16 protein-coding genes are annotated in these 18,386 nt (G+C 73.1%); 4 read left to right on the top strand and 12 right to left on the bottom strand.

Annotated features, from left to right (window positions below):
- Positions 1-45: 45 nt before the first annotated feature.
- The 9 genes from ACF07S_RS30290 to ACF07S_RS30250 all read right to left on the bottom strand — a co-directional run bounded on the left by ACF07S_RS30290 (position 46) and on the right by ACF07S_RS30250 (position 10,163).
- On the bottom strand, positions 46-3,075 hold the full coding sequence (locus ACF07S_RS30290; RefSeq protein ID WP_391966625.1) for a BTAD domain-containing putative transcriptional regulator: 3,030 nt from the start codon (positions 3,073-3,075) through the stop codon (positions 46-48).
- Between the two features lie 440 nt (positions 3,076-3,515).
- Positions 3,516-4,154, bottom strand: a complete 639-nt coding sequence (locus tag ACF07S_RS30285; RefSeq protein WP_391966624.1) for a histidine phosphatase family protein — start codon at positions 4,152-4,154, stop codon at positions 3,516-3,518.
- A 3-nt stretch (positions 4,155-4,157) separates the two neighbouring features.
- Complete coding sequence (locus ACF07S_RS30280; protein WP_391966623.1) at positions 4,158-4,985, bottom strand: hypothetical protein; 828 nt, start codon at positions 4,983-4,985, stop codon at positions 4,158-4,160.
- Entirely contained in the window at positions 4,982-6,403 is a 1,422-nt protein-coding gene (locus ACF07S_RS30275; protein ID WP_391966622.1) for a cation:proton antiporter, read from the bottom strand. The genes ACF07S_RS30280 and ACF07S_RS30275 overlap by 4 nt, the downstream gene beginning before the upstream one ends.
- A gap of 2 nt (positions 6,404-6,405) precedes the next feature.
- Positions 6,406-7,404 carry a Gfo/Idh/MocA family protein gene (locus tag ACF07S_RS30270; protein ID WP_391966621.1) on the bottom strand — a complete coding sequence of 333 codons (999 nt, stop codon included), beginning with the start codon at positions 7,402-7,404 and terminating at the stop codon, positions 6,406-6,408.
- Positions 7,405-7,747: 343 nt separating this feature from the next.
- Positions 7,748-8,212 (bottom strand): hypothetical protein, encoded by a 465-nt coding sequence (locus tag ACF07S_RS30265; protein WP_391966620.1) that lies wholly within the window; start codon positions 8,210-8,212, stop codon positions 7,748-7,750.
- Positions 8,213-8,280: 68 nt separating this feature from the next.
- Positions 8,281-8,826: an NUDIX domain-containing protein gene (locus tag ACF07S_RS30260; protein ID WP_391966619.1), complete on the bottom strand. Its 546-nt coding sequence runs from the start codon at positions 8,824-8,826 to the stop codon at positions 8,281-8,283.
- A 55-nt stretch (positions 8,827-8,881) separates the two neighbouring features.
- Positions 8,882-9,691, bottom strand: coding sequence for a hypothetical protein (locus ACF07S_RS30255; RefSeq protein ID WP_391966618.1), 810 nt, complete (start codon positions 9,689-9,691; stop codon positions 8,882-8,884).
- 274 nt (positions 9,692-9,965) lie between these two features.
- Positions 9,966-10,163 carry a hypothetical protein gene (locus ACF07S_RS30250; RefSeq protein WP_391966617.1) on the bottom strand — a complete coding sequence of 66 codons (198 nt, stop codon included), beginning with the start codon at positions 10,161-10,163 and terminating at the stop codon, positions 9,966-9,968.
- Positions 10,164-11,074: 911 nt separating this feature from the next.
- Here ACF07S_RS30250 and ACF07S_RS30245 point away from each other — a divergent pair.
- The 3 genes from ACF07S_RS30245 to hisG are packed head-to-tail and all read left to right on the top strand — an operon-like array spanning position 11,075 to position 13,394.
- Entirely contained in the window at positions 11,075-11,791 is a 717-nt protein-coding gene (locus tag ACF07S_RS30245; protein ID WP_391966616.1) for a phosphoribosylaminoimidazolesuccinocarboxamide synthase, read from the top strand.
- The gene (locus ACF07S_RS30240; protein ID WP_391966615.1) at positions 11,778-12,479 is read left to right on the top strand and encodes an SDR family oxidoreductase; all 702 of its coding nucleotides are present in this window, start codon (positions 11,778-11,780) and stop codon (positions 12,477-12,479) included. The genes ACF07S_RS30245 and ACF07S_RS30240 overlap by 14 nt, the downstream gene beginning before the upstream one ends.
- Positions 12,480-12,488: 9 nt before the next feature.
- Entirely contained in the window at positions 12,489-13,394 is a 906-nt protein-coding gene (hisG, locus tag ACF07S_RS30235; RefSeq protein WP_391975642.1) for an ATP phosphoribosyltransferase, read from the top strand.
- 118 nt (positions 13,395-13,512) lie between these two features.
- Here the strand turns inward: hisG and ACF07S_RS30230 are convergent, their stop codons facing one another.
- The 3 genes from ACF07S_RS30230 to ACF07S_RS30220 form a co-directional block, all read right to left on the bottom strand.
- Positions 13,513-13,962, bottom strand: coding sequence for a spore-associated protein (locus ACF07S_RS30230; protein WP_391966613.1), 450 nt, complete (start codon positions 13,960-13,962; stop codon positions 13,513-13,515).
- 80 nt (positions 13,963-14,042) lie between these two features.
- Positions 14,043-15,602 carry a mucoidy inhibitor MuiA family protein gene (locus ACF07S_RS30225; protein WP_391966612.1) on the bottom strand — a complete coding sequence of 520 codons (1,560 nt, stop codon included), beginning with the start codon at positions 15,600-15,602 and terminating at the stop codon, positions 14,043-14,045.
- A 6-nt stretch (positions 15,603-15,608) separates the two neighbouring features.
- Positions 15,609-17,732, bottom strand: coding sequence for a DUF4139 domain-containing protein (locus ACF07S_RS30220; protein WP_391975641.1), 2,124 nt, complete (start codon positions 17,730-17,732; stop codon positions 15,609-15,611).
- Between the two features lie 188 nt (positions 17,733-17,920).
- Between ACF07S_RS30220 and ACF07S_RS30215 the strand changes: the two genes are divergently transcribed.
- Positions 17,921-18,142, top strand: coding sequence for a hypothetical protein (locus ACF07S_RS30215; RefSeq protein ID WP_391966610.1), 222 nt, complete (start codon positions 17,921-17,923; stop codon positions 18,140-18,142).
- The last annotated feature ends 244 nt before the right edge of the window (positions 18,143-18,386 follow it).

Here is an 18,386-nt window from a genome sequence, read left to right as displayed (position 1 = left end):
GGACGACTGGAACAGCACCGGCTCCCGCCGCCGAAGGGCCGCGGGCTAGGAAACGGGCACCCGCCGCAGCTCGTCCAGGAGCCGGCCGGTCTCGGCGGCCTCGGGCGACTCCGCCTGGGTGAACAGGGTGTGGGCGTGCCGGAGATGGCGGCGGGCGGTACTGAGGTGTCCCAGATCGATCAGTGTCCGGCCCCAGACCGTCAGCGCCCGCGCGAGGTCCCGCCGCGCGTCGAGTTCCTCCAGCCGGGCGACGGCCCGGGCGGCGTAGTGCGCGGCCTCCCGCGGCCGGCCCGAGTGCCGCAGCGTTTCGGCGATCCGGTAGAGGGTGTAGGCCTCGCGGTCGCGCAGTCCGATGGAGCGGCACACCACCAGACAGTGCCGGTAGCGCGCGAGCGCCTCGTCGTGGCGGTGCTGCTCGTGCAGGGCCAGGCCCAGCACGTACAGCGCGTAGGCGCACCCGGCGCGGTCGCCGATGCCGTGCAGCAGATCGAGCATGGCCTCGCAGGAGGGCACGGCCAGATCGGCCCGCCCGCTGAGGACCCGGGCCAGCGCCGCGTTGAGCGTGGTGGCGGCTTCCCCCGACCGGTGGCCGAGTGTCCGGGCCAGCGCGACGGCCTCGTCGTAGTGGCCGATGGCCTCCTCGTAGCGGCGCAGGTACTGCACGGCCAGGCCCAGATCGTTGAGGGCCTGACGGAGGATAACGATGTCGTCGGCTTTCCTCGCCGCCGCCACCGACGACCGGGCATGCCGCTCGGCGGCGGCCGTGGAACCGCTCCGGAGCGCCAGCGAGCCGTACAGCAGCCGGGCGCGCCCGACGATCCGCGGGTCCCCGTTCGTTTCGGCGGCCTCGAGCAGCGCCCGGGTCGCGTCACGGAGCCGCCCGCCCGGCAGATCGCGGTTGAAGGGACTGAGCGCGATGAGCAGGTCCACCGCGACACGCAGGGCTCGGGTACCGGTGGCCGGCGCGCGTTCGACGAGCTGCAGGGCCGCGGTGATGGTGGGCAGTTCGGTGCGTACCCAGTCCCGGGCCGTGTGCACGTCGGCGAAGCGCAGGCCCGGGGTGGTGAGGGGACCGAGCGCCTCGGCCACCGGATCGCCCGGCACGGCGTGGCCGAACGCGTTGCACGCCGTGGCCAGCAGGAACTGCAGCAGGCGGTGCAGGGCCTGGTCGCGCTGGTCGTGTTCGCGCAGCTCGTCCGTGCGCTGCTGGGCGAAGACCCGGATCAGGTCGTGGTAGCGGTAGACACCGGGCCGCGGGGACTCCAGCATGGCGGCGTCGACGAGGGCCTCGAGGACGTCCTCGGCCTGTTCCTCGCTCAGGGCGAGCATCGCCGCGGCGGTCGGCAGCCGGATGTCGGGGGCGCCGATCTCCGCCAGGAGTCTGAAGGCACGGGCCTGCGCGGGCAGGAGCTGACGGTGTCCCATCTCGAACACGGCGCTGATGGCGACGCCGCCGACGTGCAGTTCCGCGATCCTGCGCTGCTCGTTGGCGAGACGGCCGGCCAGTGTGGCGATGGACCAGCACGGCCGGCCGGCCAGCCGTGCGCCGACGATCCGGATCGCCAGGGGAAGGAAGCCGCAGGCGCGCAGCAGTTCCTGCGCCTGCCCGCGCTCGGCGGCCAGCCGCTGCTCGCCGATGATCGTGCCGAGCAGTTCCAGCCCTTCCTGCGGGGAGAAGACGTCCAGGTTGAGCTGGGAGCTCAGGGGCGCCCCGAACAGCCGGTGCCGGCTGGTGACGACGACGCCGCACTCCGCGGAGCCGGGCAGCAGGTCCAGCACCTGCCGGGCATCGCGGGCGTCGTCCAGCAGCACGAGCAGCCGGCGGTTGTCGACGAGCGACCGGAACAGTTTGCTGCGTTCGTCGAGCCGGCCGGGGATCGCCTCGCTGGGCACGCCCAGGGCCAGCAGGAAGCCGCTCAGGACGACGGCGGGATCGGCCGGGTTCGCGTGGCTGCCGTACAGGTCGGCGTGGAGCTGGCCGTCGGGGTAGGCGTGGCGCGCCCGGTGGGCGGCGTGCAGGGCCAGCGCGGTCTTGCCGACACCGCCCATTCCGGTGATGGCGATCAGGGGCGGCGTCGTCCGGTCGCGTGCGGTCAGCAGGTCGTGCAGAAGGGCCGCATGGGCCGACCGGCCGGTGAAGTCGGGCAGGTCCGGGGGGAGTTGGGCCGGAAGAGGGAGGGTGGGGGCCGTTTTCCCGCGGTTGGTGTCCGCCGCCCCGGGACCGCTTCGGGCCGTCTCGCCGCGGACGGGCCCGGGTGCGTCGGCGCGGGCCGGTACCGGCCGCGGGATGCGGGACGGTGCGGGCGTGCCGGGCAGCAGGGCGGGATCCGCGCCGAGGATACGGTGGTGCAGACCGGTCAGATCGGCCCCCGGGTCGACGCCCTGTTCCTCCACCAGACGGCGGCGCAGCCCGCTGAAGACCGCCAGCGCGTCGCTCTGCCGGCCGGCCGCGTACAGGGCCCGCATCAGCAGACCGTGCGGCCGTTCCCGCAGGGGATGGGCGGCGGTCAGTTCGGTGAGACCCGGTATGGCCATGTGGTGCCGTCCGCGCTCGATCGCCAGATCGAAACGTTCCTCGAGGACGACCAGCCGCAGCTCCTCGAGGCGTTCGCGCTGCCGGTCGGCGAACGGCCCGGGCACACCGGTGAGCGGATCGCCCCGCCACATGCGCAACGCCGCCCGGAGCAGATGGTCGGCCTGCCCCGCACGGCCCTCGGCCCTGGCCCGTAACGCCTCGTTGAGCAGGGATTCCGCCCGCCGTACGTCCAGCGCCGTCCGCGACACCGCCGCCTGGTAGCCGCCCGAGACGGACACCAGCACGCGCGGCTCGGCCGAGTCCGGCTCCAGCAGCTTGCGCAGCTGCCAGGCGTAGGTGCGCACCGTCGGTACGGCCCGGGCCGGTGGGGTCTCGCCCCAGACCGCCTCCACCAGTCTGGTCATGGAGACGGCGCGCTCGGAGTTCAGCAGCAGCACGGACAGTACGGCCTGCTGCTGCGGCGGCCCCACCCGGATCTCGGTGTCGCCGCGGTATGCGCGCACCGCGCCCAACAGGACGAAGCGGAACTCATCCGTCAACCCACTGGCCTTCCTCTGGTCCCCTGCGCCCTGCTGAACGCCCGCGGGCCGGACAGCGGGTGCACAGGTGAGATGGCTGTTCGGACGTGGTGGTGCGGCTCACTGGCGGGTGGGGACCGGCGTGGCGCCAGCCCGGACCGGGCCAGATGGAAGCGTAACGTTGTGGTTGCCCATGACAACAGAATCCCCGGTAATGGCCGGGAACGTACCTGTTCCCTCCGTCTGCCCAGGCGCGGCGCCCGCCCGCGAGGAGGGGCGGCATCCCCGCCCGGCCGGCCGGATTCCTTACCGGCACGGGCCCGGGGAGAGACGCACGCGCGGTGGCCGCCGCCCGGGTCCGGCGGTGGGCGACGGCGTCCGGGCCCGGACACGCGACACCCCGGGCCGCCGAGGACGCCCGGGGTGCGAGGGGTGGGCCCGGCCGAGTCGCCGGCGAGCCCTCACGTCGTGCGCAGGGCGGGCGGCAGATGGTCCCAGAGGTTCACATGGGCCACCCGCCAGATGCCGTCCTTCCAGTCGACGGCGGTGATGCCGCAGTTGTAGAGCCGTGCGCAGAAGACGTCGGTGCCGGCGATGATCCGCAGAACGGTCTTGATCACTCCGCCGTGGGTGACGGCGAGCACCGGCCGGTCGTCGTCGACCGCCGACTCCACCAGTTCCGCCAGCGCGCCGCGCACCTGACGACGGAACTGCCGGTACCGGTCGGTGACGTCGCCGACCGGTACCTCCAGCGGTGTCCCGGCCCGCGGGAGTTCGTCGACGACACGGAACGGTGCCTCGCACAGGCCGGGCCGGGTGCTCAGGTCCACACCCAGCGCGGCCGCGACATGGCCGGCGGTCTGCCGGGCCCGCTGCAGCGGACTGGTGCACAGCGCTCCGAAGTCGAACCGGACGTCCGCGTCCAGCGGAGCGCGCCGCGCGCACCAGTCCGCCAGCAGGGCGGCCTGTTCGTGCCCGAGCGGACTGAGCGGCATGTCCAGGTCGTCCCCGGGGGTCAGCTGCCACTGGGACTGCCCGTGGCGCACGAGATAGATCCGCAGCGACCGCCCCCGGCCGCGGACGCGAGGGGACACGGGCATCGCTCAGCTCTCTCGCATGCCCAGCGCGGTGGCGGCCCGCTGGTACTTGATGTCCGAGGTGATGCGGGTGTCGAAGCGCTCGCACAGCTCGGCCGAGAGCACCTTGATCAGCTGAACGACCCGCGGATCCTGCGCCGTCTCCTCGGAGATGCGCGGGTAGATCGCCAGCTCCACCTCGCTGACGGGCCGGGTGGTGCGCTCCTCGGGAGGCAGACGCAGGTTGCTGACGAACGCCCGGTCGATGCTGCACCGCAGGGCGTCCTTCCGGTCGAGCCAGACGAAGAACGTGTAGCGGTAGTCGTCCAGACGGACGGTGGGCAGCAGCTCGGTGCGCGGGATGCCGTACTCGCGTTCCAGGTACACACCCGGATGGTCGATGTCGCTGCGGGCGAGCAGGCGCTGAACGATCGCCACCGCCTCGGGGGAGTCCGGCGCCGCCTGGATGGCCGCCTTCTCCTCGCCGTCGAACACATAGCGGTGGTCGCGCCGGACGTTGTGCTCGTCCTGCGCGGCCTTGAAGGCGCAGAAGGCGTGGGTGATCTTGTTGCAGGACGTCCGCAGCAGCGCGCCCGTCCGCAGGATCCGCAAGTCCTCGGTGTCGTAGTAGATCGCGGTGTTGAGCGGGGGAGAGGTGCGCGCCTGGTCCTTCTCCACGATCTGCGAGCCGGGAACCAGATCGCCGATCCTCGTGGTCATGTCGTCGAGCCAGCGGTAGTAGTCCTCGTTGCCGACCGAGTCCATCTCGATCTTCACCGCGAGCTGCTGGAAGACGACGAAGTCCCCGGCCCTCCGGTAGACGGCGGTGCTGTCGGGCATCCTCGGATCGATCACTTCAGGTGCTCCTTCGAGTGGGATGCGGTCGCCGGTCGGCGACCACCGGTGTCGGACTCCCGCGGCCCGTGCGGGGCCCGGCCGGGGGCGTCCTCCTCCGTGAGCGGGATGCCGCGGGTCACCGCCCGGCCCAGCCACTGGCCGGCCAGGTAGGAGGTGATGACGGACAGCAGGACCAGAGTGGTGAAGAATCCCCGGTCGATGATCCCGGCGGCATGCGTGACCGACGCGAGGACGATGCCGGGACCGCCCCGCGCGTTCATCGCCACCGCGAGGTTCACGGCCGTCGTGTTGCGCTCCCCGGCCAGCCGCGCGCCCAGCCACACGCTGAAGGACTTCGCCGCGCAGGCCAGGGCGAGGAACCAGCACAGGAACAGGAAGTCGAAGTGGTGCGCCAGGTCCAGCTGGACGCCGACGAGAGCGAAGTACACGGGCACGAACACACTCAGGGCGAAGGAGCGCAGGCCGTCGTCCCGCTCCCGGTGCCCGCTGCCGCCGGACACGGGAACGCCCTCGCGCGACCCGGCGCCGGCCCGGGCCACACACATCCCGGACGTCACGGCACCGAAGATCGGATCGATGCCCAGCCCCGAGCACGCGGCGCACAGCAGCAGCACGAACAGCAGCCGGTACGCCATCGGACTGCGCCGCGCCACCAGGTTGGCACGTGCCGCCGCCGTACGACCGTACAGGGCCGGGCCCAGTCGGTACACCGCCGTCAGGAACACCACCGGAACGACGGCGTAGTAGGCGTAGACGGCCACCGGCGGCGCCGCCTCCTGTGACAGGAGCTGCCACAGCGGGAAGCCGGAGGAGCCGGCCTGCGTGAGACCGAGCACCACCGCCAGCACCACGTACAGCACCACGTCCTCGGCGACGGCGACCGCGAGGACGATCCGGGCGAACACCGACTCCAGGATGCCCAGATCGAGCATGATCCGGGAGATGACCGGCACGCTGGTGACCGCGATCGCCATGCCGAAGACCAGGGTGAGGGTGGTGGCGGAGCCGTTCGGCCCGGACAGCTCGGACAGATCGGTCAGGTTCGCCATGCCCAGCCCGACGGCGAAGGGCAGGACCAGACCGATGACGGTGATCAGCACGATGGTGTTCCGCCGGGCACCGCCCGCCCCGCGGTGCAGGTCCGCGCCGGTGAAGTGGACCAGGAGCAGCAGGCCCAGCGTGGAGAAGGCGCTCAGGGCCCCGGCCACGGGTCCGTCCGAGGGCAGCAGCCACCGCTGCGCCCCGGGGGCCGCCATGCCGAGCAGCACCGGACCGAGCAGCAGGCCGCCGAGGATCTCGCCGATCACCTGCGGCTGCCGCAGACGGGCGAACAGCTGCCCCATCGTGTGCGCCGCGACCAGCAGCGCCGTCAGCGCGCACAGCAACTGGGCGGTCGTACCCGCCGTGGCCGGCACGGTCAGAACCCCTTCGCGGGCGCGGCCACGGCGAGCGCGGCGTGGGCCGACGTCAGCGCGGCCAGCGCGTCGTCGAAGGTGGCCACGGCACCGAGGGCGGTGTCCGCCGCGAGCCGCGGGTAGGGGTTCATCCCGTCCGGGCCGGTCACCCGCCGCACCGAACGTGAACCGGTCCTCAGCGTCACCACCCCGGACCCGTCCGTGCCGTCGGCCCTGACCTCCAGGACGCCCTTGCTGCCGGTGAAGACTGCCACGAGCCGGTGTTCCGGGCCGACGCGCGACACCATCACCCGGGCGCGGGTGTCCCGGCCGAACGCCCGCATCTCCACCTGCGCGACATCGTCGACCTCGACCCGGACCGGCCCGCGCGGTCCCCGACGCGTGTCGGACACCCGGTGCGTCCAGGCGGAGCAGACGTCCCAGACCGGTACGGCCGTCGCCCAGCGCACGAGGTCGAAGGCGTGGGTGCCCAGCTCCAGCAGGGCGCCGCCCGAGCCCGCCCGCTGGCGCCACGGCCACCTGGTGCCCGGGCCGAGGTGCGAGTCGTCGTACAGGGTGACGTCGACGGCGAGCAGCTCCCCGACGTCCCCGCCCAGCACCCAGGACCGCGCCTGGCCCAGCGCCTCGTTGCACCGCCACTGGAACGACGCACAGGCCCGCGCCCCGCCGGCCGCGGCCAGTTCCGTCAGCCGCAGTGCCGTGTCCCGGTCGGCGGCCAGCGGCATCTCGCTGACCACCCGCACCCCCCGCCGCAGCGCCAGGGCGAGCACGTCCTCGGCGGCGGCCGGCGGAACGGCCACCACGACCATGTCGACGTCCTCCCGCTTGACCAGGGACAGGGCGTCGGCGGTGACCTGCGCGCCGGGGTGGTGGGCGGCGAGCGCGGCAGCGGCCCGCTCGTCCCCGTCGTGGGCGATACCGACGACGGTGAAGCCCGGCGTCGCGGACAGCCAGCGCGCGTGCACCGCCCCGCGCCGGGAACCGATGAGGGCTACGTTCATCGAAGATGCTCCTCCAGAGGGCCCGGACGCCGGCGGATGCCGCCGGGGACCGAGTGGTACGGCCGCCCGGCACGGTGCCGGACCGCGATCGCGAGGGTGTTCCGCCGGAGCCGTGCAGGACCGTGCCGGCGGCCGCCGGGAGCGGCGGGAACCCCCGGCGCGGGGCTCGGGAGAGGGTCCGGGGGGCCGGGAGGACGAGCGCCCGAGGCCTCCGCCGCGGTACGCGCGCCCGGGGGCCGGCCGTCCACGACCGGCGCCGCGGCGCGGCGGCCCTGTACCGCGTGCGACGACGGCCCCGGCCGGGCAGCGCGCCGCCGTGTCCGGCGGCGGCCCGGGGAGGGCGTCACCGGGCGCAGTCCTCCGCCTCGCCCCCGGTCGCATCGGCCGGTACCACCAGCTCCACGGCGGTCAGGACGCCGTCGCCGAAGGTGAGCCGGACCCGCGCCCTCACATGGCGCCGCCGGACCCGGCGGCCGGCACCGAGGTGCAGCCACAGCCGGCCGGCGTCGGGATCGAGCGAGATGCCCGCGGCCGGGGAGGCCTCCTCGACGGGCGCGCGGGTGTGCGGGATCAGCTTCCGCAGCACGCCGGCCGGCAGGTCCTTGACCACGACATCGGTCACCCGGCCCCGTGCGTCACCGTCGATCTCGCTGTGCAGCAGCAGATCGTGGTGCTCCACCGTTCGTCCGGGATCCCGCGCACAGCACACCTGCAGCACCTCCGCCTCGTACCGTCGGCGGATGCGCGGGAGCGGGCCGCTCGCTGCGGCCTGCGCCGATGCCGGTGTCCCGACGGAGGGTTGGGTCATGTCATGCCCCCTGGTGTCCTTTCGACGTGTCGTCCCGGCGCAGGCGCCGCCCGGTCCCACCGCCCCGCTCAGGAGCACAGACGCCCGGCGCGGGCGTGCAACAGCAGCAGCAGCGTCCTGGCGTCCGCCGTCTCCTGGCGCTCCACCAGCTCGATCGCCCGCTCGAGGGGCAGTTCGACCACGCGGATGTCCTCGCCCTCGGCCGCCACCCCGCCACCGGGCCCGGCGCGGTCGTGCGGGTCGTATTCGGCGGTGAACAAGTACGTCCGTTCACGGCTGAGTTGCGGCGCGAGGTAGACGCGGAAGGCAGGCGTCAGCACACCGACACGGAAACCGGTCTCCTCCTCCGCCTCGCGCCGGACGGCCTCGTGCGCCTCCTGACCGTCCAGCAGCCCGCCCGCGACCTCCAGCAGCCGTCCGTCCGGCCGTCCGTCCAGCATCACCGGAAGACGGAACTGACGGGTGAGTACGACCGTGCCGTACCTGCGGGAGCACAACAGCACCGCGGCGCGGTCACCACGGTGGACGCTCACCCGTGTCACACAGCGTGTCCCGCCGTCCGGCAGTCGTGTCTCGAGGCGGTACTCGGCCCGCGTCAGCCAGTCCTCCGTCACGGTCCGGACGGCACGCACCCGCGTCCGCTGCTCGTCGGGCGGCCCGTGGCCGGCGTCAGGAGGGGCGGCCATCACCCGGGGCGAGCAGCGCCTGCCGGAGCCTGCGCAGCTTGCCCGCCAGCTCGTCGACGGTGAACATCACGTTCGCCGACTGGGTGTCGGTCGAAGGATAGGAGGTGTTGTACACGTTGGAGAAGTCCCGCTCGCGCGGCCCGCGCAACACCAGAGTGCAGGTCATCGACTCCCTGGGCAGCACCACCCGGTGGATGCGCTGATACTCCAGGTGGTAGGCGTTGCCCCGCTCCTCGACGGTCTCGCCGGTCATCTCCAGCGCCGCCTCGTCCACGAACCGGTAGAAGTTCGCCTGCGTGGACACGCCCGTCTTCTCCGGGCTGTAGCGGTACTGCCGGAAAGCCGTCACCGGGCCCCGGGGCGCGTCCGCGGAGTCCCCCTCCTCCGGCCGGGCGAAGTTCTCGGACGTGAGACGTCCGGTCAGGATCGTCGACCAGAAGCTGAAACGGTGGTCGTGGATGAGCTCGTCGCGCAGTTCCTGCTCGCTGTACGGGGGGCACCACGCGTGCAGGGTGAGCCGGTAGCCCCGCGGGTCCCCCGAATCCACCAGGACGATCTTGTCGAAGTGATTGACGTGCCGATAGGAGCGGTCGGCGATCCGGCGCAGCGACTCCTCGTCGGCGAGGTAGCCGGCCAGCAGGTCCGCCATGCACGACGGCGTGCCCAGGCGCCGGACAAGACTCAGGTTGTAGTCCCTGTGACGGTCGTTCGTCGCCTGCGGCAGTCCCCGGAGGAGGGCCTCGAGGTCCAGTGGCCCCAGGCCGCCGAGAACACGTTCTGAAACGGCTTGCACAACCATCGCACCTTCTCCTGTAACTGGTACACCCGTGGACGGTGGTGTTCTGCTCGACGCCAACGCGCGTGCGGCCGCCGTGGAGCGTCCGGAGATTCCGGTCAGATACCCGGAATCATCACCCCCTGCCCGAACGGACAACAAGTGCGCCATGGGGCGGGACGTCGGAGGTAGCCGAACGGTCACCTCCGAAGAGCCCCGCTCACGTGCACGTGCCCACCGCGCCGCGCGCCGGGCACTGCCCGTGCGCCCCCGCCTTCCGGGTCCCGCGTCGTCACCGCACGGCTTCGCCCACCGGCCGCGGCCCCGTGAGCCGCGGTCCACGGCGTGCCGCGCTCCCCAGGGTCAGGGCGACGAGTGCCGCGGCCAGGCCCGCCAGGACCGGCAGCACGAAGACCGCGCGCGGACCGCCCTGTTGTACCGCCCAGCCGGCCGGATGGGCGCCCAGCGCGTTGCCGCACAGGACGGGCACCTGGCCGTAGCGGTCGACGGCCCGCGCCGGTGGCGCTGGAGAGCTGATAGGCCGCCGGCACCAGTCCCGTGAAACCGAAGCCGTGGCCGTGGGGCCGCAGGAAAAGGGTGATGCCGAGCGGAGCCATTCCCGCCGTCACACGGCCGAGGAAATTCGCGGCGAACAGGGGCAGCGCACGGGGCTGGGCGAAGAACGTGCGGCAGGCGGCGAGCACGAGGAGAACTCCCGGTGACGAGAAGGGAATCGACGACCGGCCCGCACCGAGGACGCGCGGGACCGGCTGGTGCGCGGGGCGTCGTGCCGGCCGCGCGAGCGGAAGGGCATCGTGTGCGCCGGCGAACGACCGCGGCACATCGGACGGCGGATGCGAAGCGGGGTGACCGGCCGGTCGGTCGCACTTCGAAGGGAGAGTGAAGAGGAGAGCGAAGGCGAAAGGAAGTGGCCGTCCTGCCCGTCCGCCCGTCCCGCCGGCGACCGGCGTGATGACCGCGTGAGAAGACCGTGGCCCGGGAGCGGCGCAGGATATGAAAGGGCCAATTCCCTTTTCTCCACGCTTCGATGACACGCCGAGGCCCCGTCGGTCGCCGCCGTTCGTCCGGGGAAATCCCCCCTCGAACACCCGTATCGCGCGGCGCCGCATTCACCCGGGTGTCTCCCGTCCGGCGGCGGCCGGACGAGCGGGTGACCCGGATGGCCAGGGAACCGGCCGCCCACACCGAGGGACTGCGACGGGGCCGGACGACGCCGCCGCGGGGCCGCGGGGCACTGATCGTCAGAGGTGCTGATCGTCACTGTTGTGGCTACGCTCGGGGCGACAGTTCCTCGAGCCCAGCGAAATTCCAGTCGGAAAGCCTGTGATCCGGGGAGGATCCATGCCGGTCTCTGTTGTCGCGGACAAACCCTCCGAAGGCATGCCTGACGAACAACTCCTGGCCCTGCGTGAGAGCCGGGATCCCGACATCGTGGGAAAGAGCAAGAAACTCTGGCGGCTTGCCGACGGCCACTGCCTGATCGAGCTCATTCCGAGCCTGCGCAGCTTCACCTACACCCGTGACGAAATGGTCACCGACACCGGGCCGCTCCGCCTGGACTTCTACGAGCGGGCGGCCGCGCGACTGGCCGCGGACGGCGTGCGCACGGCGTTTGTCAGGAGGATCTCACCGATCTGCTATCTGGCGCGGTACTGTCCCGCGCCGCCTTTCGAAGTGGTGGTCAAGAACCGGGCCGTGGGATCGACCCTCGTCAAGTACCCGGGACTGTTCGAACCGGAGCAGAAACTGCCCCGCCCCGTCGTGAAGTTCGATTACCGTACGGATCCCGAGGACCAGCCGATCGCGGAGGACTACCTGCGGGCGCTGGGAATCGAGGTGGACGAACTCGCCCGGCTCGCCCGCACCGTGAACGACAGTCTCATCTCCTGGCTGGACCCCTTCGAGGTGTGGGACTTCTGCCTCATCTTCGGTACCGCCCCCGACGGCCGGCCGGTCCTCATCTCGGAGGTCTCCCAGGACTGCATGCGCCTGCGCCACGCCGACGGTTCCTCGCTGGACAAGGACCTCTTCCGCAAGGGGGCCGGACACCAGGAGATCGTCAGTGCCTGGCGGAGACTGCTCGATGAACTCGGCTGAACCGCGTGTGGCACTGGTGACCGGTTGCAACCGCGGTGCGGGCAGGAGCATCGCCGCCGCCCTGCGAGAGCGCGGCTGCCGCGTCTTCGGCCTCAACCGGACCCTTGTGGACGAGGACTGGCTGACGGAGATCCCCTGCGACCTGTCCGTCCCCGAGGAGATCCCTCCCGCCGTCGACCGCGTCCTCCAAGAGGCCGGCCGTGTCGACATCTGCGTCTCCAACGCCGTCGACCGCGCCCTGGAGCCCATCGCCACCATGAGCGCCGGGGAATGGGAACGCATGCTGTCCGTCAACCTCACCTCCAGCTTCCACCTCACCCAGGCGCTGCTGCCGGCGATCCGGGCGAGCCGGGGCCAGTTCGTGTTCATGGGCAGCCACGCCGGAACCCGCTACTTCGAGGGAGGAGCCGCCTACAGCGCGACGAAGGCGGCCCTGGCCGCCTTCACCGAGACGCTGCTGCTCGAGGAACGCGCCAACGGCGTCCGCGCATGCCTGGTCGCGCCCGGAGCCATCGCCAACCTGGAAGGCGACGACTCCCCGTACAAGATGACCGTCGACTCGGTCGCCCGGTGCGTCGCCTCGATCATCGACCTGCCGGCCGACATGGCCGTCGGACAGATCGAGATCAGGCCCGCCAGCCCCCTCCGGGCACCGGTCACCGGCATCGACCGGCTGCTCTACGTCTGAGGAGGACGCATGCTCTCCCTGGTGCTGCCCAAGGGCTCCTCCCTGGAACAGCGCACACTGGACCTGTTCGCCGCGGCGGGCCTGGAGATCAGCCGCCCCTCCGCCCGCGCCCAGCGGGGCACCATCGCTTACGGCGGGGCGATCCGGGTCGTCTTCTGCAAGCCGCGCGAGATCCCGCCGGTGGTGGGCAGCGGGGCGTTCGACTTCGGACTGACCGGAGGGGACTGGGTCGAGGAGACGGGGGCGAAGGTCGAGACCCTCGCGTCCCTCACCTACGCCAAGACGTCGAACGCCCCCTGGCGGATCGTCCTCGCGGTCCCGGCGGACCACCCGGCCACAGACGTACGCGACCTGCGCAGCGGAACGCGGGTGGCGACCGAATACGTCAACATCGGGCGGCGCTTCCTCGAGGAGGCCGGGCTGAACGCCGAAGTGGTGCGTTCCTTCGGCGCGACGGAGGCGAAGATCCCGGAACTGGCCGATGCCGTGATCGACGTCGTCGAGACGGGTGACTCCCTGCGCCACAACGGCCTGCGGGTCCTGCAGACCATCCGCACCTGCACCCCCCAGGTCATCGCCGGCCCCCACGCGCTCGCCGACGACACCAAGCGCGACCGCATCGACAAGGTGGTCCGTCTCCTGCGCGCCGCGGCCGCCGAGACCCCCTGCACCATGATCACGGTCCGGGTGCCGGGGCCACACCTGCACACCGTGACACCGTTGATGCCCGCCGGCTCCTGGCTGGCCGGTACCGACCTCGCCGACGCGGACATCGTCGTCCTCCAGGGACGGGCACCGCGCGCCGAACTGCTGGAGAGGACCGACGCCCTGCTGGCCGCCGGTGCCCTGGACATCACCGAGTCGGACATACACAGGACCGTACCGGCGTACGCCTCCCGCCTCTCGCCCGGCTGACGGCACCACCACCGGCTGCCGGAACGGCGAACACCGCGTGGGGACCGCACACACCCCCGCTCCGGCGGGAACCTCACGGTTCCCGCCGGAGCGGGACGGCCCCCACGGGAAGGAAGGGTCAGCGGGTGAAGGTGACCCGCTGCTCCTTCGACGCCGCGCAGTTGGAGCCGTAGACCTGCACGTACACGTTGTCGATGCTGCCGCCCCAGTCGACGCAGTGGCCCTTGCCGTAGACGTAGGCCGGCCCCGCGTACGACGTGTACCGCCCGCCGTCCTGGTCGCCCTTCTCCGTGTCGGGCACGTAGATCCACGCGGTCATGTCCACAGCGGTGCCGGGGTTGTTGCGGATGGTCGTGACGCAGTTCCGGCCGTTGGCGGAGTTGTACGTCAGGTAGACCGTGCCCAGTGATGCGACGGAGGCCGAGTTCACGGTCCTGTAGCCGCTTCCGCACACCCTCTCGGGAGTGGTGTCGGGCGCGGCCGAGGCCGGCGCCGCCAAGGCGGTGGCGGCCCCCGTCGAGAGGGCGGCCAACGCGGAGGCGGCCAGGACGGAACGACTGAATCTCATATTTCCCCCTTGCGGCTCTTGGAGCGGTTGCTCCTGTCCGATGTGACCCACGAGCCGGGCGCGGGGTTGTACTGTCTCCGTCACAGTCCGCTGACCTTGCCGCTCGCGGAGACCTCGTAGACGAGGGTGACGGTCCGCCGGTCACCGGGGGCCATACGGACGTCCCAGCGCACGAGGCCGTCCTCGTCGACCGCGTCGGGCGCGGGGGAGCAGCCGTCCGGGCGCAGTCGTACCTCCACCGCCGAGATCTCGGAGACCGGGACGCGCTCCCGCAGGACGATCGTCTCGTCGTCGTGTTCGGCGGGGCCGGAGAAGCGGGAGAGGTGCAGCCGCACGGTCCGGGTGAGGACGGTCCGCTGGCTGATGCCGGCGGTGCCACGGGTTTCCTCGGTGTGCCGCAGGACCCGGTGGTCGTCCCGGCTGCCGAAGGCGAGGTCCAAGGCGGCGCCGGGGGCGGTGAAGTCCAGCGTGCCCCGTCCGCTGAAGGAGCCGCCGCGGACGAGGTCGACGGGCCCGGCGAGCAGCGCGTGGCCGGACAGGTTGTCGCACCGCACCACCTGGTCGACCAGCGGGGACAGCTCGGGCGAGCAGGCGAACTCGCTCCTGGCGGGCGAGGTGAAGGAGGACAGCGGAACACGGTGCGCGCGACCGTCCGCGGGCACGGAGACCACCGCGGGGGAGCGCAGTACCCGCACCTCGCCGCCGTCGTCCACTCCCGGCGGCCCGGACTCGGGAGCGGGGCCGAGGTCTGCGATCTTCTCCTCGCGCAGGTCGACATGGACCGTGCGGCGCTCCGCGGCGGAGCGCTCCTCGAGCGTCAGCCGGTCCTCGTGGAGCCGGGGCGGTTCGGTGGCCCGCGCGGAGCGGGCCGTCGACAAGGTCAGCCGTACGTTCGACCAGTCCTCGCCGGTGCGTTGCCAGACCATCGCGTCCGTGTCCAGGGTCAGGGAGTCCCCGTCGAGCACGGCCCGGTAGGCGGGCCGCCACAGCGCGCACGGGACGAGGTGGCTCAGGCGCAGCCCGGCCCGCCCGGCGGCCGGAGCGTGGACGGTCACCTCGATGTGGCCGGTCAGTTCGGCGGGTTCCGTCTCGGACAGGCCCATCGCGCGCTCGGCCTCGGAGAGTTCGGCTGCGATGGCGGTCAGCCCGGCCTCCACCGCGCGCAGTTGTTCGCCGTGGGTGTCGCGCGCGTCGTCCGCCCGGTCCAGTTCCCGGGTCCAGCGGGCCCTGTCGGTCTCGCCGAGACCGGCGCCCTCGCCGATCTCCCGCAGCAGATCGGCGGCGAGACGGCCCAGCAGATCGAGTCGGGCACGCAGCCGGTCACGCTGCTGTTCGAGGTCCAGCCGCTCCTCTTCGAGCGCCGTCACGTGCCGGCGCAGGGCGGAGTCGTCGTCGGTGGGCCGTGGGCCGCGCGGCGTCCAGCTGCGGACGATGCGCGCGTCGAGCACGGTCACGGGGGCGCCGCCGGCCGGTTCGGCCCGCAGGGTGCGGTCGACGGCCAGCGCGCTGACCGGTCCGAGCCGCAGCCGCTGGGTGCCCGCCTCGAGATCGAGAACGGCGGTTCGCTCGATGTGGGCGCGGTCCTCCGTACAGGTGACGGCGGTGACGGGGAGGGGGATGAGCCCCGGTGACGTAGACATGAAGAGTCAGCTCCTGCGGTTGCCGCCGTTCAGGGCCTTGCCGGCCGGAATGCGGATCTCGTAGCCTCCGTCGAGGGCGGCGCTGCCGCCGGCGGGCAGCTCGATCCGCCACAGACGTGTGCCCGGCGTGTGATCCTCCGGGCCCGTGCCGCCCTCGGGAGCCGTCCAGCCGGCCCGCTCCTCGATCCGGACGTCCGCGTCGGAGGTGACCGGCACCCGCTCGCGCACCTCGACGGAGACGGGCACCGCGAGCCGGTTGGCCAGCTCCACGTGGACGCGGTGGTCGAGCACGGTGATGTTGTTGCGCAGGCCCGAGGTCGACTCGTGCAGGTTCGTACGACGGGTGACCCCGACGGCCTCGGCCGGCCCGAGCCCGACCCGGCACAGCCCGCCCGGGGCGAGGGTGGGAAGTGCGGCGGTCAGCAGGAAGGCCTCGTTCACGACGACCTCCACCGGGCCGGCCAGCAGGGCCTGACCGGTGTTGTTGGAGAGCACGAGCGTCGCGTAGACGGTCTGCTCCACGGACGGGACACAGACGTACTCGGTGCGCAGGCCGACCGGGATGTCGCCGACGGTGACGGTGTGCCAGGTCCCGTCCGAGGGGACGTCGGCGGGGGCGGCGGCGTCGAACCGGTGGTCGAAGGAGCCCGCCGACTCGCGGGGCCTCACGGCGTGTTCCGGCAGGGGCAGCGCGGCCACCGTTCCGGCGCGGCGGCGGTACTCGACGGCCACCGGGTCCTCGGCGGAGCCGGGGAACAGGCGTCCGCGCCGGCCGTCCCGCTCGTCCGGGCCGCGCAGGACGAGCGCGCTGTAGTCGAGCGCCGCGTCGTCGGGCTGCGGCGGCCCGGTCGGCGGTGCCGTCGGCGCGTACGCGGCGGGGGCCCCGGACACCGGGGGCGGTGCCGACGCGGGTGCCTGTGCCCGTGCCGGTGCGGCGGGCCGTGTTCCGGTACGCGGCCGCGCGACGGGCCGGGACGCGGAGGGCGGCGCGAGGTGGTCGCCGGTGCCGCTGCCGAAGGCCTGGGGGAAGGGGCCGGACGCACCCCCGGGAACCGGTGGCGCGACGGGCGGAGCGGCGTGGGCAGCCGGCGCGGGTGGTGGCGGGAGCGGCGGGAGGGGACCGGAGGCCGAGCCGGCTCCGGTCGTCCCGTCCACGAAACCGGCCCCGACGGGCACGGGCGCCGCGGGCACGGCGTTCGCGCCGCGGCGGGTGACCGCCGTGTCGTAGCCGGAGAAGAGGCCGGCCAGTCCGGCCGGTTGCTCGCGCCAGCCCGAAGGGGCGGGAGCGGGCTGAGCGCGCCCGATCCGGAGGGAGCGGAGCCGCGGCAGTTCGGTGCGGCGGCGCAGGTCGGCGGTGGCCAGGGCGATGCGTACGCCGCTCCAGTCCTCGCCCGTGCGCTGGGCGACCGATGCGCGCAGCAACAGGCGCCCCGTGTCGTCACCGTGACGGTACGTCAGGTGGTAGGCCGGCACCCAGACGGCGCCGGGTACCCCGTACTCGACCTCCACCTCGATGTCCGCGTCACCCGCGCCGTCGAGGGTCAGAACCGCACTCGAGGAGGTCTCCACGCGGACCGGCGGCGAAGCGGTGGAGGCGCGGGAGAGCCTGTCCACGGCGACGGTGAGCTCGTGCTCGGCCCGGCGCAGCTCCTCGTCCAGTTCGCGGAGCCGGCGGTGCAGCCTCGTCAGCCGCTCGTCGACGAAGTCGGAGAGTTCCAGCCACGCGTCGACCGGGGTGCGGCGGTGCGGGTCGTCCCGCCTGCGGGCCGGCGGTACCGGGCGCAGCGCGCGGACCTCCTCGATCAGGCCCAGTTGCCGGTCCCGGCGTCCTCGCACGGCCGCGCAGTCCTCGCGCAGCCGCTCCACCTCGCTCCGCAGCGCCTCGGGCGGGCCCGCGCCGAGCGGCTCGGCCCCGACCTCCACACGGGCCTCGGCGACGCGCACTCCGGGAGCGCCCACGACACGTGCCCGAAGCGAGCCCCGGTCCAGCGAGCGGGGCAATCCCGTCACCCGCACGCGTCCGTCCGCCGGCACACTGCCCCGGGCGAGACGGCGGCAGAGCGCGCCCTGCGCGTACACCACCACCGAATCCAGTGCCGACGCCCACTCATGGGCTGTCCCAGCCGTCATGTGCTCCCCACCCCCGCCGTGTCCGTGCCGGGGGAAGCCTACGCCGAGCGGGACAGTGCTGCGCGGGGGCCGGCGCCCGTCCTCCCCGGCGGCGCACCCGGCGGCCGGGGCCGGTCATGTCCCGTACCGGCCCTGTACTCGGCGCACACCGGCGTGCGCGCGGGTGCCGCTCACTGCACGCTGGTGTCATGGCGAGCGAACAGCCCATCGTGATCTACCCGCCCGGCGAGGACGGCGGCCGGCGCGTCCGTGCGGACGGGCGGTTCCTGGGGATGGCGTACGGGCTGCTCGATGTCGTGGAGTTCCTGCGTCTTGCCGGACTGGAGAGCGCCGACGACGACTGGGTGCGGCGGTCCGTCCTGGTCGAGTGGCGCGGTGGCGGCCCGGACGCATGGCGTACCCGCCGCTGACCCGATCCGACGAGACGGGCGGGGCGGGGTGGGGCGGCGAGGCGCGGCGGCCGTGGTGCGGCCGCGCCGCTCTGCCGGCGGGCCGGACCGACCGGGTGCCGCACCGCATCGGTGTCATCCTCTCCGGCGGCGACATCGGCACCCGCCGGTTCGCCCAGCTCCCCGGACGACGGCTGTGCGCCGGGACCGTCGTCCCACGGCCGCACCATCAGCGGTCCGCCCCGGCTGCCCGGCGGGCCGGGCA

Origin of the sequence: Streptomyces sp. NPDC016640 (genome assembly GCF_043076215.1) — a bacterium.
Taxonomy (GTDB): Bacteria; Actinomycetota; Actinomycetes; order Streptomycetales; family Streptomycetaceae; genus Streptomyces.
This window is presented reverse-complemented; position numbering and strand designations above follow the sequence as displayed.

Excerpts from the sequence above, each read along its gene's own strand:
- ACF07S_RS30285 (WP_391966624.1), bottom strand. The coding sequence starts at position 4,154 with ATGCCCGTGTCCCCTCGCGTCCGCGGCCGGGGGCGGTCGCTGCGGATC.
- ACF07S_RS30270 (WP_391966621.1), bottom strand. The coding sequence starts at position 7,404 with ATGAACGTAGCCCTCATCGGTTCCCGGCGCGGGGCGGTGCACGCGCGC.
- ACF07S_RS30265 (WP_391966620.1), bottom strand. The coding sequence starts at position 8,212 with ATGACCCAACCCTCCGTCGGGACACCGGCATCGGCGCAGGCCGCAGCG.
- ACF07S_RS30245 (WP_391966616.1), top strand. The coding sequence starts at position 11,075 with ATGCCTGACGAACAACTCCTGGCCCTGCGTGAGAGCCGGGATCCCGAC.
- ACF07S_RS30240 (WP_391966615.1), top strand. The coding sequence starts at position 11,778 with ATGAACTCGGCTGAACCGCGTGTGGCACTGGTGACCGGTTGCAACCGC.
- hisG (WP_391975642.1), top strand. The coding sequence starts at position 12,489 with ATGCTCTCCCTGGTGCTGCCCAAGGGCTCCTCCCTGGAACAGCGCACA.
- ACF07S_RS30230 (WP_391966613.1), bottom strand. The coding sequence starts at position 13,962 with ATGAGATTCAGTCGTTCCGTCCTGGCCGCCTCCGCGTTGGCCGCCCTC.
- ACF07S_RS30225 (WP_391966612.1), bottom strand. The coding sequence starts at position 15,602 with ATGTCTACGTCACCGGGGCTCATCCCCCTCCCCGTCACCGCCGTCACC.
- ACF07S_RS30220 (WP_391975641.1), bottom strand. The coding sequence starts at position 17,732 with ATGACGGCTGGGACAGCCCATGAGTGGGCGTCGGCACTGGATTCGGTG.
- ACF07S_RS30215 (WP_391966610.1), top strand. The coding sequence starts at position 17,921 with ATGGCGAGCGAACAGCCCATCGTGATCTACCCGCCCGGCGAGGACGGC.